Raw genomic sequence first — 17,276 nt, forward strand, 5'->3', positions numbered from 1 at the left:
AGAAAGGAGCCGAAAGCAGCTCCTTTTCTTTCATCGCATTATAGGTTATGCGCCTTTATCCAAGTTGCCAAAAATTTTAGCTTCCCGTCAAAGTAACCATCATCTTGCCAGGATCCCCAAACGGCGCTTCCGCCTGTATGAAGTCCGATCAACCAAAGCTGTCTAACGGCTACGAATACGGGAATCATCGCAAGATCCTGCTCGCTTAAAGGACGTTCCTTCGTATAGGCTTCCAGAAAAGCATCCCAGCATTCATCCTCAAAGCTCTCACTATCCGATCTGCCATGGACGCGATCCCATAAATAAACGGATAGATCATACGAGCGCCAGCCTACGCCGCAGCAGTCAAAGTCAAAGTGTGTCATGCTGCCGTCATCCGAATGAAAGACGTTCCAGCCATGCAGATCCCCGTGGCATACTCCCCAGTCATATGCACCATTCGCGGCTTCTGCAAGGCGAGCTTTCAGCCTGCCGGCTGTTTCTTGTACAAATGCTACATCGTTCGGACGATGCTGTAAAAACGGAAGCATCGCACGAAGAGGCTCGTCGAGCAAATGGGCAGCATCAAGCTCAAACCGTTCATGCTTTTGCTCATAGAAATCCATGGCATGATGAAGCTGTGCTATAGCGCTGCCGTAAACTTGGCTTGTATCGACATTAAGTTTCCCGGCACCATCCGCATAAGAGAATAGCACAGCATATCGAGTGCCTTCCGGTGCGTCGAGCTCAGTTAACCATTCGCCATCTCGTCTTTGGATTGGATAGGAAACCGGCAAAGTGCAGTTTTTAAGATAGGTTAACAAATCCAGCTCAAAACGGATATCGGATTCTGCTCGCCACAAATGCTTATAAATTCGCAATATAAATTTTCCGGTATTCGTATCCACCGAATAGGTATCATTCAAGCCATTGGACACGAATTGGCTCTTTAGCGGTGTACCGATATCATATAATAAGGCCATGGCTTCAAAAAGCGTTTCCTTATGAAATACAGTATGTACGGCAGGAATATGCAGCATGTCACAATCATCCTTTCAATGTCTTTCCCATTATCTATTTATCCTATAGCAATCGTGAACCGAAGGGGATAGAAACAATAGCTATAATTGTTTATTACTGTTGGAAATCGCTTTGTTGGGTTTATTTGACAATGTAAGAGCAGCGGATTATTGTTAATCAGAATTGGTCAATCAACTCTGAAGCAGGAGAGGATTATGTGCAGAGAATGGAAACGAATCATTTTCAAAGCCTGAATGAGTATGTCTATGTTATTCAACAAAGTATCGGCGCCACAGCTGCCGCAACTTATATCATTCAGAACGATGTTGTTGTAAACGAGTGGTATTCCGGTACACATGAAGCATCAGATGCATCGAGACTCGTGGATGAAAAAACGCAGTTCAACGTAGCATCAATCCGTAAAACGTATCTAGCGCTTGCTGTCAGCTTATTAATAGAGCAAGGGAAAATAGGCAGCGTGGATGATGAAATCGGGCAGTATCTCAATGATTATAAAGATGCAGCGCGAGGGGTAACGTTGAGGGACTTGCTTACGCATACCCATGGATTAATCGAAGAGAACGGGAAGATAGCAAGAGAGTTCCCAGCTGGATATGGATGGGCATACCGCAATACGGGAATTGGCATGCTTTTTCAAATAGTTAGGCATATAACGGGGCAAAACTTAAGTTCTTTTATGGCGAGTCATGTATTTAATCAATATGGGTTAAAGGAAACGGACTGGAGAACAAAAGCAGCTGAGCAGCTTATATATAATTATTACGATGATGAAGATACGTGGGTGGGGCCAAACGATAGTGATGCGGGTGATCAAAGCAATTTGTTCGTTAGTGCGCGCGATCTAGCGATGTGGGGACATATGCATCTTAAAAACGGCAATGTAAATGGAAAACAGTTGCTGCCGCAAACTGTTTTTGCAAGAGCTACTACGCTGCATACGCCGCTCACTGTTCCCTCTCACCTGCCTCGAAATGGTTTTATATGGTGGCTGCAAAGTGATACTCCCTTGAATCAAATTGGCGAGCATCTGCCGAGCGACGCTTATCAAGTTCTTGGAATTACAGGCTGCGCCTGTCTGGTCATTCCGAGCTGCGATGCCGTAGTGGTTCGCATGTATAACCAGCTGCAGGATTCGAGCGGGTATGATTACTTATACGACATTAGAAAGTTTGGAAATATGGCATATGATCTGCTTCGCAGTTATGGAGGTGCTCGATGATTCAAGGCGGTATCATTAAGAAAACCATCACTTCCTTAAAACAAAGATTAGAGGCGGGCAACGGGTTATTAACCTTACAGCTGCGTGAAGGTGAACTATACGAGGCCAAATGTACATTTAGATCCCCTGTACGGGAAGAAGATTTAATGCTTTTTCAGGAAAAACTGGGTTGTAAACTTCCTCAGGATTATTTGAATTTCCTTAGAATAACGAATGGCTGCTCGCTCTTTGACCATCCGGAGTACGGAGGAGAGGCCTACTTATACGGGTGGCAAGATACATTTGGAGTAACGTACGAGGAGCCTAATGAAGGTTATTTGAAAGTAGCTTACATTTATCAGGATGACATTGTTATTCATTTAAAAGCTTTTAACGAAGGCTCAGACCATTACTTAATGGTCAAAGGCCATATTGAACATTTTTATGATGCGAGGCCGCTGCATATGAATTTTGAGCAATGGTTTGATCGTTTTATCATATGTCAGGGTGAGAAGTATTGGAATTGGCCCATTTATAACGAGGGAAATAATAATAGATTAAGAGACTAGTGGATGCGGAATATATAAATAGGAGGCCTAAAGAAGATGATTGAACTAAAAGCAGCAAGCGTAGATGATGGACGTGATATTTTTGACATGTTAGTAGAAATAGGCCCAGGAGAAAATGGGTTTGTGAATAGTTCGTATGATATCGATTATAGTCAATTTCCTTCATTTATTCGAAAAAACATAGCGATCTCGCAAGGTATTGATCTCTTACCCCAGCACGTTCCCCAGACTGTTTTCTGGTTATTCGTTGATTCATATCCCGTAGGCTACGGAAAGCTGAGGCATTATTTGAATGATAATTTAAAAATATCAGGCGGGCATATAGGGTATACGATCAGACCAAGCAAACGCGGAAAAGGCTACGGTACGGTCATGTTAAATGAACTCCTAAAAAACGCAGAAAGCATGGGAATTAAGGATGTTATGCTGACTTGTGTGGAAAGTAATATCGCTTCTAGAAGAGTCATTGAGTTAAATAATGGTGTACTAGAAGCAAATGAAGATGGGAAATGCAATTACTGGATTCACTTATGAGAATAGTCATCTTTTCAATTTGCATAACTAGCTCGGAGCCGCTCAGTACTAGCACCGCAACTCCCGACACGGCTGCTGGAAAAAAGATAGTGGGCACCAGCACACGCAGTTTAAGTATTAGTGCTTGACGAACCTTAATTTGAGACTGGTCGTCTAGACCAGCCAGAGACATGTGCACCCCATAGCGAATCATGAGTTCTTCACCATGATATGATTCATAACAAGTATCTATCCAGAGTACAAGCCGCTGGTAGGGGATTTTATCGTTTGTAACGAACCTAACCAACCTTATTTGACTTCATTTCTCTATAAATTATATGTTGTCAGAAGAAAATAAAGTTGTAGACTGACGTTGCTTCATTAAGTTAACGGGCAGGATACCTTAGTGATATACTTTCAGTGGAGGAACTCTGGTATAAACAATCTCTCGGAAAAGGGTGCAGTGCATGAACAAAACGGATCGTTTGTTAGCTATAGTGCTTGAGCTGCAGCGTAACGAAGTGTTACGAGCCGAGGATTTAGCCGCTACATTTGAAACAAGCGTGAGAACCATCTACAGGGATATTCAGGCTTTGAGTGAAGCTGGCGTAGCCGTGATAGGAGCGCCAGGGCAGGGATACTCCCTAATGGAGGGGTATTTCCTACCGCCAGTCAGTTTCACGGTAGAAGAAGCAGTGACGTTACTCATCGGGACAGATTTTATCGAGCAATGGTTTGATGTTCACTATGGCAGTAAGTCTCGAACTTCAAGAGGAAAGATTGAAGCCATCCTGCCGGAACCGATCCGTAGTAGGGCATCCCGGATTCGCAAGAGCTTTCGTTTGCTTGCTTCCGTTGAAGATATAGCACGAATACAAGAGAAGGCATACTTGGAAGCGATTCGTAGAGCGATTCTGGAGGAAAGAAAAATAAGATTCCGCTATTCCAAAAGAATTGCCGAGGCTGATGGGAACCGCCAAAGTGTTCGTACGGTTGCTCCTTATGGACTTGTTCTTCTTCAAGGGTCATGGGTACTCGTTGCACAGTGCGAATTGCGTCAAAACATCCGTCATTTTCGTTTGTCCCGGATGTCGGAGCTTATCGAGCTGGAAGATAGATTTATGCTGCCAGCAGATTTCAATTTAGATGTATACCAACCTCCAGACGATCGCAACGTTCGTGTGCGCATATGTGTCCAACCTGACATTGCCGATAAGGTAAGGGAATCGAACAACTTCTATATAGAAACCATAGAGGATCATACCGAAGGGTTGCTGGTGACCTTACGTGTTCGGCAGCCTGAGGAATTGCTGCATTGGGTGCTCAGCTGGGGAGGCGGAGTGGTTGTGCTGGAGCCGGAATCCTTCCGACATCGGGTTAGAAACGAACTGAAAAAAACGTTAAAACGCTACTGACATAATGGTGTCAGTAGCGTTTTTGTATACTTAGAAAAAAGATGATTAGAGGCGATGATAGACGATGATTACAACAAAGGTAGCATTACAACGATTTGAGGAAACTGCGGCACATTATATTCATGAACTGGATCAATTCAGTCTGGAGCAGCTGAGGCAAAAGCAAAGTGAAAACGAATGGTCAATCGGTCAGATGTTTCAACATCTCATTAGCTCGGCGCTTTATATGCAGCTTCGTAATCTTGATCAATGCTTGATGCCAAGCCAAGATCCCACGGTTCCTGGAACGGAAAAAACCGAGGTTGGTGTGGCTATATTTTCTCAAGGAAGCTTCCCGCCCACTCGTATTCATGTTCCGCCTTCCCCACAATATACTCCGGAGCAGCCGGAAAGCAAAGAGCAGCTGATTCAAGGCTTACACACTGTCATCCAGAGAATGAAGGACATTGAACCTACCCTTGAAAAAGTGTCCAAAAAACATACAGTGTCCCATCCGAGATTCGGTGGATTGTGTGCGGAGGAGTGGTTTCTGCTTGTTGAAATGCACTACCGTCACCATCTCCTGCAGCTGGACCGCTTAAAGCAAGAGCTGGTACGGGAAGCGACATAAACATGTTTTAAAAAAGGAAGGGATTTCGAGGTATGCAAATGGATGAAATAAACGAGCAAAGCCGCTTCTGGATTGGTGTCGTGTCCGCATCCCATGTGAAGTGTGGAGAGTCGGGGGGATTCGCTCAGCTCTGCCACGGCAAGTCAGCACCTTTACATAAGATGCGAGCAGGCGATTGGTTGATCTACTATTCCCCGCGAACAGAAATAAGGAACGGGGCACCACTCCAAGCGTTCACCGCTATTGGAGAAGTGGATGATGATAAAGTCTACGAATATCAGATGTCGGAATCATTTGTGCCATTACGCCGAAATATCCGCTATATTTCATGCCGCGAGGTACAGATTAGAGATCTTTTAGAAAAGCTTAGCTTCACTCGTGGGAACCGAAATTGGGGGTATTCCTTCCGCTACGGTCATTTTGAGATCAGTCGGGAGGACTTTTTGACAATTGCCAAAGCGATGCTAAATGAGCAGATAGAAAGTTCATAAAACAGCGACAGTCTAGGACTTTATTTTCATATCCTAGGCTGTCGCTGTTTCAATTTCTGAGGCCAGTCTAAAACTTACTTTAGGAAGTCTGAGGTGCTTTGTTATAGGCTATATCTATTTTTCCTATATAAACTAGATATTGGAAACGGTTTAGGTTCTCTATTATTATGAGATTAAACCTATAGAATCCATGAGAAGAGGATAGAAATGAAACAGAAATGGCAATGTGCAGTAGACAAAACAATCCATCTAACAGCACAGAAACGAAATAAATTAGAGCAAACGTTCGAAAGCTATATGATCTGCCTAATGTTGTATGTACTCCACATCTTGCCTATTATACAAATGAGACGATTTCGGATATGAATCAACAACTATTGGATCAAGCTATTGAATATTTTAATAATCTGTACGATATGGAGTGACGTTTCTTAATGAAAGGAATGGAGTAAAATGAATCCTTTTATCGAACAATTGTTACATTCTAATCAAATGGAAATAGAATTAACGGAAGACCTATTATATAAAATTTACAATGAAGCTAAAAATACGGATGGGGAGGAGGAGGTTTGGAAAAAACTAATCTCGTTATACGATGAACCTCTCCCGAAGCAAATCGCTTTTTCCCTTATAGATAGGAATATTGCTATTATGGACTTAGGTCATTCCAAACAAGACTACGATGTCTTGTGGAGATTAGCAGAGATAGTAGACGAAGCTTTATTGACACTAGCGATAGACGTCTATACTCAACTATCCTTTGGCCATGAAGTAATAGAGCTGCTGTTTAACAAATACGATAATCATAAATGGATGATGGAGAGCTTGATTTATAAACAGCCGTCATCACCTGAAAAGCGAAGATTACTCGAAGCAGCTATAAAAAGGAATATGGATGCAGACGTATTGCAAAGATTGCTTACTGTAGTAGACACTGCTAAATATGCGAGCTGCAATGATTTAACACTTGAAGAGTTTCAATCCCTTTTTGAGACAAAAGAGCCCTATGTTTGGCTGTCATTATCCCAAAACGCCAACACTCCAGTAGATATTTTGAACAAATTATTAGAAGCGACAAGCATAAAAAATGCAAGAGCAATAAGACAATCAGCAAATATAAATATTAAAGGAAAACGCGATAAAAATAGTGAGGTGATCACGTGAGAATTAGAACGGCAGCTAAGTTTGCATCCCGACAATGATTTGAATTTTATTATGGGAGCACCAACGAGAAGTATTGTCACAATGGATTTCTAATCCTAACCATATGGAAATCCCTATGTTTATTGAAGGTTAATTAAAGAATGGGGGGCGAGCATATGAATGAGTTACGTTATCCTGTCGGGCAATTTGAACTCATACAGCATGTAACGACCGAGCTTCGGCAAAGCTGGATTGAGGATGTGTCGCAAATATGTCCGATTCTGCGGCATACGGTACAAAACTTAACGTCTGAGCAGTTGCTTTTACAATACCGTCCGGGCAGTTGGACCGTCAGGCAGGTTGTTCACCATATGGCTGACAACGATATGAATGCTTTTATCCGTTTCAAGAGAGCGCTAACGGAGGATAATCCCACAGCCAGCTCATATAGAGAAGATTTATGGGCGGAATTAAGCGATTATGAAACACCCCTCGAAACATCGCTGAATCTCCTGGAATCCGTTCATGATCGGTTTACTGCAATTCTCCGATCTTTACAATCATCAGATTTTCAACGAACGTTTACAAGTCCAACTCACGGCGCCATGAGTCTTGATGCTGCGCTTCAACGATTCATTTGGCATAATCGGCATCATACTGCACAGATCGCTTCCATATTTTTAAAAAAGGAGAATCAGGCATGAATAAAATTATTGCCATTACAGGCGCCTCATCCGGAATAGGTCTTGCAACAGCATTAAAATTTGCTGAAGAAGGATGGATCGTATACGCTGGAACTCGGCATGCAGAACGTGATCAAGCAAAGTATAGCGATCAGCCCAATCTACATTTCATTGAAATGGAAGTAACTAAACCGGAATCATTGGAGCAGGCATTTGAGGTCATTAAGCAAAAACACGGTTATATGGATGTTTTATTTTGCAATGCAGGATTTGGGCTGTTGCGTGCTCTAGGTCAAGCTACTTTCGAGGAAATTCAAGCTGTTTTTGATACGAATGTGTACGGGGTTATGCATACGATTCGTGCGGGTTTGCCACTTCTTCGCAAGTCGAACTCAGGCCATTTGATCGCAACGACGAGTGTAGGGGGATTGGTCGGACAACCATTAAATGAAATTTATTGCGCAAGCAAGTTTGCAGTTGAAGGGTTGTTGGAGAGCTTAGCGACCTACTACAAGCCTGCATTTAATATTGATGTGACTTTGCTGGAGCCTGGAGCAATTGGGACCCATTTCAACAATACTGTTTTTGCACATATTGAAAAAACAGGCGGTATTCCAGATGATGATTATAAACAAACGTATGACACCATTATTAATACCTTTTCCAAGCGAAACTCCGTTCCACAAACTTCTGAATCCGTTGCTGATGTTGTGCTTCAATTAGTAAATATGGAGACGAAGCCGCTGCGCATTCGTACATCCGATAAAGCTGAAGCGTTTGTACATTATAAAGTGAGCAACGATCCTACGGGGCTGGAGGGCATGCTGAATACACGTAAACTTCAATTAGAAATGTAATATAAGATATATAAACAGGAATGGACTATGGGTTATTGCGCCCATAGTCCATTTTCTTGCTTTATTATTGAAGCCGCCACAAAGATTGCACATTTGGCGGCTCCCAGCCAACCAGTGAGGTATGAGGCTGGAGACAAACATAGGAGAGGCCCGCGTAGGTTACTGTACTGCCAGCAACATAGCTTGTTTGAGCAGCCCAAGTCGTTGTTCCGCCCGAGCTAGCTGTAGTTGAGGCTTGAAGTACGTTGCTAGCTGCCGACAAATTTCCTGCAGCATCCTTTGCTTTCACTGTAAAGCTGTAGGCTGTGTTTGCTGTAAGACCGCTTACGGTAGCTGTAATTCCAGCAACATTGAGGCTGGAAGAGCCATAATAAACGGTGTAACCGGTAACGCCGACATTATCCGTTGATGCTCCCCATGAAAGATTAATGGTAGAAGCTGTAGCACCTGTTGCTTGAAGATTATTTGGGGCAGTTGGCGCTGTAGTATCCGCTGGTCCTGCATTGCCGCATGGACCAATTAATTTCCACACGCTGCTTATATCTGGGCGCTCTCCTTTTGTCCACCATTTAGCTTCGTATTCAGAGCCGTTGTAGGAAGCACGCTGTCCGCCTGTATAGGCTGTGTCGGTGTTCCATTGCTGTACGGTGCAAACATTTGCGGGGCTTGTAGTAACCGTAATTGGCGTACTTGCGCCAGACACATTGCCTGCTGCATCATATGCCTTCACTGTAAAGGTATAAGCAGTGTTAGGGGTTAATCCGCTAATTGCTGCGCTTGTACCCGTTGCATTCACGTTTGTTGTACCGTAAGTCACGGTATAACCGGTTACATTTACGTTATCCGTGGAAGCGTTCCATGCTAAGTTGACACTGGATGCACTTGTACTTGTCGTGCGTAAATTAGCAGGTACAGAAGGTGCTATTACATCCACAACGGGTGCATCAGTAGTTACATTAATCACGTTGCTCGCGCCAGAAATATTGCCTGCTGCATCTCTTGCTTTTACAGTAAATGAATACGCTGTGTTAGGTGTCAAACCGCTGATTGTTGTGCTTGTACCTGTAACGGTTGTTGAAGTTGAACCATATGAGACGATATAACCCGTTACTCCTCGATCATCGGTAGATGCATTCCAAGACAAGCTCGCACTCGTGGACGTTTTGGCGGTTAATTGAAGATTAGCAGGAACTGACGGAGCTGTAACGTCACCTCCACCCGAACCATATTGATCAAGATAGGTACGATGACTAGTAGAAAAAAGATTGTTCGTATATTTATCCCAGTTGATAGACCAGGTCATCAATCCTTTTAAATCAGGATAACCAGCAGTATTTCGAAGAACGTAGGTTCCGCCGAAAGGGATACCTTTTATAAGATAATCAAGAGCTTTCTGGACGTTAGCCGGTGTTGTATAACCTCCGCCTGCTGCTTGTGGTGAAGCGGGCAAACCAATGACGATTTGATCTGGACGAAGCGCTGGAAACATATTATTCGGGTTGCCTCCGACAGGAAATCCAACAAGGAGCATTTCAGCCATAGCCACATGGAAGTCAGGCGTACCTTGAGAATAGGCTTTACCATCAAGGCCTAACATGGGACCCGTATTATAATGCTGTACATGCAGGTAATCCAGCTCATTTCGCAGATCATAGATGACAGGGAGGTATGCTCCCCAATGTCCTGTATAGTTTCCTGCTCCACCCTGAACATAGGCCGTTTCCGGAGCCATGGTCAGAAGGAAATCTGGACTATAGCTATTTAATATTTCACGCGTAGCGGAAATTAAATTTACTATTTTTGGGGTGGTAGGAGCTTTGAAGTTGGTGTCTCCTGTGTTAAGGGCAAGAGAGCTGCCTTCAAGGTCAATATCGAGGCCGTCAAATCCATATAAATTAATAATACCCTTCATCGTGTTCACAAATGTTGTTTTGGCCTGAGGTGTAATAAGCTCCACTGCACCGTTAGCGCCGCCGATGGATATGAGCACCTTTTGTCCTCTCGCTTTAAGGAAAGCAACATCAGACTGAAACTCGCTAACGGTTGCGTTGTAAGGCGTGAACACCATATTGCCAGTATGTGCGCCACCTGTTGGTTCGGCAAAAGCGACCTGGATCACATCGTAATCCGGAGAAATATCTCTTAAACGAATATTGGTAGAGAAGTTGTCAAAATTATGCCAGTAGCCTACGATTATTTTGTTGCGAGCTGTTGCGGCCTCTACTCTATCCGTTCCTAAGGGCAATCCAGTCAATACTAGCAGTGCCGCTAGGGCAGCTAAAAGAGCTTTCATCATTCGTTTCGTTGATCGTGAATCATTTTTCATCGTCAACTATCTCCCTTCTCAATATAAAGCTTCTGACCACTACCTTTTTTGTAAGCGATTACATTCAATCTCTTAAAAACATCACCTCCTAACTGTATAAATGGGATGAACTTAGAGTGTGGCGAAAAACCGAGAGGTACAATAGAGTTCGACTCTTCTTGCAATGGAGTAAAAAAACTTGATAGGCAAATAGGAGACTATTTCAAGAGGAAACAACTTTTATTTTGAGGGGGAAAGGAGTAAAAATAAAGGGGGATTTTTCCTGTAGTTTAGGGAGAAAAATCTATCACTTATCGTTGCACCCAGCAATTCTGAATCAGCATAGGCGATTGCGAGAGGCGCTGCCAATGAATGAGCGGTTGTCAGTCTCTACTCTCAGGTATACAATGTGTAAGGAGAAAATCAGAATGATAGTTTTAGTAAAGGGAGTGCAACAGGTTTGTCATCAAGTGCTTTAGCTTCAGCTTCGCCTTCTTTCCATGTTCGTTTAACCACATTGCTTTTAGTTGTTGTAGTAGCCGGTATGAGTCAAGGGCTGCTGCTGCCGTTGCTTTCGATTATGCTGGAGGATTCAGGCGTATCGTCAGATATGAACGGGATTAATTCAGCTGCTATGTATATCGGAATTTTTTGCACAATGTTTTTCGTTGAGAAGCCGGTCATGCGTTTTGGGTACAAAAAAGTTATTTTAGTCGGCATTTCATTCGTTACACTTGCTAATCTACTGTTTCCATTTACCCATTCGTTGGCGATATGGTTCGTCTTGCGTTTGCTGGTTGGTGTCGGAGATAGCTCGCTTCATTATGCGACGCAGTTATGGATCGTGAGCTCCAGTCCAGCCGATCGACGGGGAAAATTTATTTCGCTGTACGGTATGGCTTATGGACTCGGCTTCAGCTTAGGGCCGCTGGGCATCAATCTTCTTCCACTTGGAAGGGCGGTTCCATTCTTAGTGTCCAGTTTATTTTTTGTTACTGTACTGATGCTTGTGCTGCGTATGAAGAATGAAATGCCGGAGCGAGCAGCACGGGGAACTGCGTCTGAGAATCGCTTTGTAAAAACCTACCGCCTCGCGTGGTTTGTCCTTATACCTGGCTTCTTATATGGACTGATGGAAGCTTCTATGAATAGCAACTTTCCGTTGTATGGATTGCGGATCAACCTGAGCCAGCATTGGATTTCGCTTCTGCTCATGGCATTTGGAGTCGGGGCTTTAATTCTTCAGCTGCCGCTTGGCATTTGGAGTGACCGGATCGGCAGGAAGCCGGTGTTGATTGGATGTGCAGTGGTAGGGGCTCTCGTGTTTTTCACCATACCTGTTGCCGGAGATAATATCGCGCTGCTCTTTGTATTATTTGCTATTGCTGGCGGAGTGGTTGGATCGTTTTACTCTTTAGGTCTCGCTTATGCAGCTGATATACTGCCTCGGGCAATATTGCCTGCGGCGAATGTTATCGCTTCAATTCACTTTAGTATTGGAAGCATCATGGGCCCGACGCTTGGCGGTTATGGGATTCGTTATGTTTCTGTTCATAGTATTTTTCTGTTTTTAGGTGCGGCCTTTCTCATCTTCGCGCTGCTTGGTTTCGGATTTCGTCCAAAAGCAGTTGAGGTGCCAAAAGTAGAGATATCCAGTTGAGTTGCTAAAGTATGGTTCTTGCAAATGTGTAGTTTCTTGATCTATTTGGGTCTTTTAATTTATATTGAGGGGAATAGGGCTAGTTTATAGTCCTATTTTTTTATCTCTAGCTTTTGAGGCGCATTCATTGTCGAAGGAAAAAAATTCTTCCTTGGTGGACTGATTATTGAGCTGAATGAACGGCTAACGGGCAGGCAGGGTAGTTCCAATATGTGGTATATTTGATTTAATGACATTTTTTAAGCGGAGGTGCTTATGAATCCTGCTTTTGACACCTATATCCAATCGCTGGCTGGCCAGGACGTGACCATCATCGGCGCCGGCGTCAGCAACTCACCGCTGATCCGCATGCTGTGTTCAGCAGGGGCGCGCGTGATCGTTCGCGACCGCAATCCGGCCCTGCCCCGGAAGGAGTGGGATGATCTAGGCGTCGGGCTCCGCCTAGGGGAGAATTACCTGGATCGCGTTGGGGGCGATATCGTGTTCCGCACTCCGGGCATGCGCCCAGACCATCCGGCGCTGGACTCGGCCCGCGCTGGCGGCAGCCGTGTGACCAGTGAGATGGAGGAGTTTTTTGCGTTGTGCCCTTGTCCCATTTTTGGCGTGACCGGTTCGGACGGTAAGACCACCACCACGTCGTTAATTGCAGACATGCTGGCAAACGGGGGGCGTACAGTTCATCTGGGAGGCAACATTGGCACGCCACTGCTGACGCGTGCAGGCGAGATGTCGCCGCTGGACGTGTGCGCGGTCGAGCTATCCAGCTTTCAGCTGATGGATATGACGCGCTCTCCCCACGTGGCGGTCATGACCAACCTCTCGCCCAATCACCTCGACTGGCACCGCGACATGGATGAATATACTGCCGCCAAGCGCCGCCTGCTGGATTTTCAGAGTGCAGAAGACCTTGCCGTTCTTAACGGCGACAACCCGGCGACCGCCGCACTGCGCGGACGGGGGCGGACCAAGTATTTCGGCGGTCACACGGTCTGCGATGGAGTAATCGACGGCCTGGTACCTATCAGTGACATTCGTTTGCCCGGGTGGTATAACGTGGAAAACGTTATGGCTGCCATGACCGCCGTGAGGGGGACCGTGCCGGACGAGGCAATTCTGGAGACGGCACGCACATTTGCCGGCGTGGAGCATCGAAACCAATGGGTAGCCACTGTGGACGACGTGCATTACTACAACAATTCAATCGGATCCAGCCCCGCCCGTACCGTTGCCACGCTGCACGCGCACGTGGGCAGAGTGCTGCTGATCGCCGGCGGGAGAGATAAGAACGTACCGTTTGACGAGATGGCTAGGCTGCTGCCTGATCATGTCAAGGTGTTGCTGTTGATCGGCGAAGCGGCCAGTCAAATCGAGGCTGCAGCGCGCAGCGTGCCGAGTTGCCCGCCTATTTTCCGTTGCGAAGGCTTGGCCGAGGCCGTGGCGCATGCGCACAAGCTGGCCGCACCGGGCGACACGGTGCTGCTGAGCCCTGCCTGCACTGCGTTTGACCAATACAGCAACTTTGAAGAACGCGGGGGCCACTTTGTAGAGCTGGTCGGGACACTGCGTCGTTCGGAGGGATAGGATTGAATAAGACACAGGCGTTTTCCGGGAAATCCTGATTGAACGCATGTGTGGTAAACGGGAACGGGTAACGTTAGCTCAATAATACAGCGGCAGTCTAGGACTTTTTTTCGTCCACGACTGCCGCTGTTTTTTATAGTTGGGGCCAGTTTACAACGAAGCTCCTATGTGAATAGATTTTTTTGCTCCAATCTCTAATGTTAAGAAATTATATCGTTTGCTCCAAAAGCATAGACAGAGCCTGAGCAATCTCTTATTTTAGACATGTGGTCATTTGGGTGGAGCTGTTCAAATCAATCGTAATAGGAGGTCAGCATTAGCGGCATAGCTAACATGATATAGGCAGATGGCAATTATAACATTATAACGGAGGATTATAACATGTTATCTAATAAGTGGGCCAAGCTGGCAGCAGCTTTTATTTTAACAGCAAGCTTTGCAGGGCAAAATATAGCATTGACAACAACATTCGCAGAAGCGGGCAACCAGTCGGCTGGGACTTCAGGCACTGGAAAATGGATGGCAGGGGAATACCATGCCCATACCTACGTTTCAGATGATGCGCAGCAATCAGTTCAGACGGTGCTCGATCAAGCTTTTGAAACCTATGGGATGGACTGGATGAATTTATCTGATCATCTGAGAACTTCGAAGCGGGATGATGAAGGAAACTCGCTTCCTTCTCCGATATCATTTAAAGATGCTGTTAATAAATATCAGGTAAACATCATAAATAAACTAAAAGAAGCAGGAAAGTACAAGGATAAAATTATTTTTTCAGGGTTTGAGTGGGATATGCCAACCTACGATCACGTCGGAGCAGGCATATTAGCGGATAGCGAAGAAAGCAGCTTAAAGGCAACGAGCCTTTTTGAATATTTGTATACGGATCGCCCGGAGAGCATGTTTGACCCGGCAGTTGTAGCGGAGTGGAAATTGCTGTACCCTACGCGACCTGCACTAAATGCGGCTACAGCGCGCGATGCTGTGAAGTGGTTGAAAACAAATTATGCAGATTCCAGCTATATGATTATTAACCATCCATCCAGAAAGCTTGTCAATGGCAATGCGATTTTTCGAATTTCAGATATACGTGATTTTAACAATATAGCGCCAAACATCTTTTTTGGGATGGAGGGCATGCCAGGCAATCAGATGGAGCCAGATAGAGCCGGCTTGAATCAAAATAATCCCAAGACCAAGACGTACGGCGGTTCCGACTATATGATTGCTAAGGTTGGCGGGGTGTGGGACGCGCTGCTTGGAGAAGGTCGCCGGTTTTGGAATTTCACCAACTCTGATTCCCATTTTAAAGTATCGCAAGGTCTTTATTCTAGTGGCTACGCGCCGGGTGAATATTCCAAAAATTATACATGGGTAGAAGGCAACGACATGGCAGCTGTGCTGGACGGCATGCGTTCAGGCAAATCATTTTCGACAACAGGTGACCTGATTAATGCTCTAGATTTTACGATTACTAACGGTGAAAACAAAGGTGAAATGGGGCAAAACTTGAAGGTGAAGGATGGCGATGCGCTTAAGCTGACCATTCGTTTCAAAAGCCCGCAGACAAACAATTACGCCGTGATTAAAAGTGAAAATCCTGCTATCAATGACAAATATATTTACCAAAGTGACGTGACAAATGCTGTTAAGGTTGACCACGTAGATTTGATTGCCGGTGATGTTACAGGTGAGGTTAAGCCTGGTACGGATGAATACAACAAAGATACGAATGATTCAACGAAGGTCATTGCCAGATTCACGAGCGAAGACTGGACAACAGACGCGGAAGGCTACAATGTCATTACGTATGATCTCGATCCAGCGTACAAAGATCAGTATTTTAGACTAAGAGGCACTAATCTTGGCGAAAATGTAGCTGGCGAAACTGAAAACGGCGAGCCGCTCATTGACGTCAGAACAGAAGACGATACAACGATTGCGGATCTAGATATCCGTTATATGAAACGGTTTAATGAAATTAACGATCGCAACTACAAGGATCTTTGGTTTTATTCGAATCCTATCTTTGTAACGAGTGAGCCAAAAGACGATGGCAACACAGATCCAGGTCCAGGACCGATCGTGACGCCTCCTCCGGCTCCAGCTACTTCTGTAGAAGTAGACTTGGATGCGTCGAAAGGGATTGATGGCGCAATTAAAGATGTTATTAGCTTTAATGTGCCAGCAGGCGCTGCAGCTGTTAACGGAAAAATAAGCGCTAAGGTTGTAGGGGAGAATGAGGCACCGTCGGCTGGGACGCTTGAGGCGCTTAGTCCGGTGGTCGAATTCCAAAGCACAGCAGGCAACCAATTCAACAAACCGGTGGAAATTAGCTTCAACTACAAGAAGGATCAAGTCCAATCGGGCAAAAAAACGGCCATTTATTACTATAACGAGCTGCAAAAGCGTTGGATTTATGTTGGCGGCACTGTTAAAGCAGATGGCACAATTTCAGCAAAGGTAAACCACTTTACCAAATTTGCAGTTTTCCAAGTAGAAGCGAAGCAGTTCTCCGATGCGACAACGCACTGGGTGGCACCATTTGCGGATCGCTTGCTTGGCATGAACGTAATTCAAGGTTTTGAGGATGGGACATTCCATCCAGAAGAGAAGGTTACTCGTGCTGCTTTTGCCAAAATGATCGTGCAAGCTCTGGGACTGCCAGCGGCTTCAGGAGCTGCAAGCTTTGCGGATAACAGCGACATTCCAGCATGGGCTGGAGCTGATGTAGCTGCTGCTGTGCAAGCGGGTATTTTGAAAGGCTACGAGCAAAACGGGAAAATGCTTTTCAAGCCAAATCAAACGATTACACGCGCTGAGATGTCAGTCATGATTGCGAATGCTTTAAAGGCTAACGAGCAGCAGCCAGCAAGTGCGGTAATGATATTTAAAGACGCAGCTGCTATTCCGGCATGGGCGAAGGACTCCATCAACCGTGCGGTTTCGGAAGGTATTATCACGGGCTATATCGATCAAACGTTCCGTTCCGATCGTGCAGCAAGCCGAGCGGAAGCCGCGGCCATGATTTTCAGGCTGCTTGATCGCTTGCATATCTAAATACGAAAGAACCTTCAGCCGCGTATCGTGCAGCTTGAAGGTTCTTTTTGTATATTGTAGCGTCATTCACAGCACGAAATAGCGGTACTCTTAACGGAAGCTTGATTGTGTCCATTCTAATATGGATGAGAGTAAGATACATTTAAAGCTGCGTCTAACAAGACATAA

Annotated in this window: 14 protein-coding genes; 12 read left to right on the forward strand and 2 right to left on the reverse strand. The window is 45.1% G+C overall.

The genetic code is table 11. The features are described from left to right. Window positions 1–38: 38 nt before the first annotated feature. Window positions 39–1,019 (reverse strand): phosphotransferase, encoded by a 981-nt coding sequence (locus ACIFSR_RS00460; RefSeq protein WP_430054023.1) that lies wholly within the window; start codon window positions 1,017–1,019, stop codon window positions 39–41. 206 nt (window positions 1,020–1,225) lie between these two features. Between ACIFSR_RS00460 and ACIFSR_RS00465 the strand changes: the two genes are divergently transcribed. The 9 genes from ACIFSR_RS00465 (at window position 1,226) to ACIFSR_RS00505 (ending at window position 8,499) form a co-directional block, all read left to right on the forward strand. Next, the gene (locus ACIFSR_RS00465) at window positions 1,226–2,239 is read left to right on the forward strand and encodes a serine hydrolase domain-containing protein (protein WP_430054079.1); all 1,014 of its coding nucleotides are present in this window, start codon (window positions 1,226–1,228) and stop codon (window positions 2,237–2,239) included. Further along, window positions 2,236–2,787 carry an SMI1/KNR4 family protein gene (locus ACIFSR_RS00470; RefSeq protein WP_430054025.1) on the forward strand — a complete coding sequence of 184 codons (552 nt, stop codon included), beginning with the start codon at window positions 2,236–2,238 and terminating at the stop codon, window positions 2,785–2,787. Before ACIFSR_RS00465 ends, ACIFSR_RS00470 begins: the two co-directional genes overlap by 4 nt. A gap of 36 nt (window positions 2,788–2,823) precedes the next feature. Beyond that, window positions 2,824–3,321, forward strand: coding sequence for a GNAT family N-acetyltransferase (locus tag ACIFSR_RS00475; protein ID WP_430054027.1), 498 nt, complete (start codon window positions 2,824–2,826; stop codon window positions 3,319–3,321). A gap of 446 nt (window positions 3,322–3,767) precedes the next feature. Continuing rightward, window positions 3,768–4,715 carry a helix-turn-helix transcriptional regulator gene (locus ACIFSR_RS00480; protein ID WP_430054030.1) on the forward strand — a complete coding sequence of 316 codons (948 nt, stop codon included), beginning with the start codon at window positions 3,768–3,770 and terminating at the stop codon, window positions 4,713–4,715. A gap of 67 nt (window positions 4,716–4,782) precedes the next feature. After that, window positions 4,783–5,325 (forward strand): DinB family protein, encoded by a 543-nt coding sequence (locus ACIFSR_RS00485; protein WP_430054081.1) that lies wholly within the window; start codon window positions 4,783–4,785, stop codon window positions 5,323–5,325. Window positions 5,326–5,363: 38 nt separating this feature from the next. Next, a complete protein-coding gene (locus ACIFSR_RS00490; protein ID WP_430054034.1) occupies window positions 5,364–5,816 on the forward strand; it encodes an EVE domain-containing protein in 453 nt (150 codons plus the stop codon). Window positions 5,817–6,269: 453 nt separating this feature from the next. Continuing rightward, window positions 6,270–6,980 (forward strand): hypothetical protein, encoded by a 711-nt coding sequence (locus ACIFSR_RS00495; RefSeq protein ID WP_430054036.1) that lies wholly within the window; start codon window positions 6,270–6,272, stop codon window positions 6,978–6,980. A 155-nt stretch (window positions 6,981–7,135) separates the two neighbouring features. Next, window positions 7,136–7,663 carry a YfiT family bacillithiol transferase gene (locus ACIFSR_RS00500; RefSeq protein ID WP_430054039.1) on the forward strand — a complete coding sequence of 176 codons (528 nt, stop codon included), beginning with the start codon at window positions 7,136–7,138 and terminating at the stop codon, window positions 7,661–7,663. After that, the gene (locus tag ACIFSR_RS00505) at window positions 7,660–8,499 is read left to right on the forward strand and encodes an SDR family oxidoreductase (RefSeq protein WP_430054042.1); all 840 of its coding nucleotides are present in this window, start codon (window positions 7,660–7,662) and stop codon (window positions 8,497–8,499) included. The genes ACIFSR_RS00500 and ACIFSR_RS00505 overlap by 4 nt, the downstream gene beginning before the upstream one ends. Before the next feature lie 64 nt (window positions 8,500–8,563). On the opposite strand, the gene ACIFSR_RS00510 is transcribed toward ACIFSR_RS00505, so the two are convergent. Continuing rightward, window positions 8,564–10,825, reverse strand: a complete 2,262-nt coding sequence (locus ACIFSR_RS00510) for a fibronectin type III domain-containing protein (protein WP_430054045.1) — start codon at window positions 10,823–10,825, stop codon at window positions 8,564–8,566. Between the two features lie 439 nt (window positions 10,826–11,264). Here ACIFSR_RS00510 and ACIFSR_RS00515 point away from each other — a divergent pair, with 439 nt between their 5' ends. From ACIFSR_RS00515 to ACIFSR_RS00525, 3 genes are all read left to right on the forward strand, one after another. Next, window positions 11,265–12,464, forward strand: coding sequence for an MFS transporter (locus ACIFSR_RS00515; RefSeq protein ID WP_339205005.1), 1,200 nt, complete (start codon window positions 11,265–11,267; stop codon window positions 12,462–12,464). Window positions 12,465–12,719: 255 nt separating this feature from the next. Then, the gene (gene murD, locus ACIFSR_RS00520) at window positions 12,720–14,045 is read left to right on the forward strand and encodes a UDP-N-acetylmuramoyl-L-alanine--D-glutamate ligase (RefSeq protein ID WP_430054048.1); all 1,326 of its coding nucleotides are present in this window, start codon (window positions 12,720–12,722) and stop codon (window positions 14,043–14,045) included. 381 nt (window positions 14,046–14,426) lie between these two features. Next, window positions 14,427–17,108 (forward strand): S-layer homology domain-containing protein, encoded by a 2,682-nt coding sequence (locus tag ACIFSR_RS00525; RefSeq protein WP_430054050.1) that lies wholly within the window; start codon window positions 14,427–14,429, stop codon window positions 17,106–17,108. The last annotated feature ends 168 nt before the right edge of the window (window positions 17,109–17,276 follow it).

Source organism: Paenibacillus sp. NRS-1760 (assembly GCF_050467785.1).
Classification (GTDB): domain Bacteria; phylum Bacillota; class Bacilli; order Paenibacillales; family Paenibacillaceae; genus Pristimantibacillus.

Bases quoted from the DNA above. Each gene is read 5' to 3' on its own strand.
- ACIFSR_RS00525 (WP_430054050.1), top strand. From the start codon at position 14,427: ATGTTATCTAATAAGTGGGCCAAGCTGGCAGCAGCTTTTATTTTAACA.
- ACIFSR_RS00505 (WP_430054042.1), top strand. From the start codon at position 7,660: ATGAATAAAATTATTGCCATTACAGGCGCCTCATCCGGAATAGGTCTT.
- murD (WP_430054048.1), top strand. From the start codon at position 12,720: ATGAATCCTGCTTTTGACACCTATATCCAATCGCTGGCTGGCCAGGAC.
- ACIFSR_RS00475 (WP_430054027.1), top strand. From the start codon at position 2,824: ATGATTGAACTAAAAGCAGCAAGCGTAGATGATGGACGTGATATTTTT.
- ACIFSR_RS00460 (WP_430054023.1), bottom strand. From the start codon at position 1,019: ATGCTGCATATTCCTGCCGTACATACTGTATTTCATAAGGAAACGCTT.
- ACIFSR_RS00500 (WP_430054039.1), top strand. From the start codon at position 7,136: ATGAATGAGTTACGTTATCCTGTCGGGCAATTTGAACTCATACAGCAT.
- ACIFSR_RS00465 (WP_430054079.1), top strand. From the start codon at position 1,226: ATGGAAACGAATCATTTTCAAAGCCTGAATGAGTATGTCTATGTTATT.
- ACIFSR_RS00480 (WP_430054030.1), top strand. From the start codon at position 3,768: ATGAACAAAACGGATCGTTTGTTAGCTATAGTGCTTGAGCTGCAGCGT.
- ACIFSR_RS00510 (WP_430054045.1), bottom strand. From the start codon at position 10,825: ATGAAAAATGATTCACGATCAACGAAACGAATGATGAAAGCTCTTTTA.
- ACIFSR_RS00490 (WP_430054034.1), top strand. From the start codon at position 5,364: ATGGATGAAATAAACGAGCAAAGCCGCTTCTGGATTGGTGTCGTGTCC.
- ACIFSR_RS00470 (WP_430054025.1), top strand. From the start codon at position 2,236: ATGATTCAAGGCGGTATCATTAAGAAAACCATCACTTCCTTAAAACAA.
- ACIFSR_RS00495 (WP_430054036.1), top strand. From the start codon at position 6,270: ATGAATCCTTTTATCGAACAATTGTTACATTCTAATCAAATGGAAATA.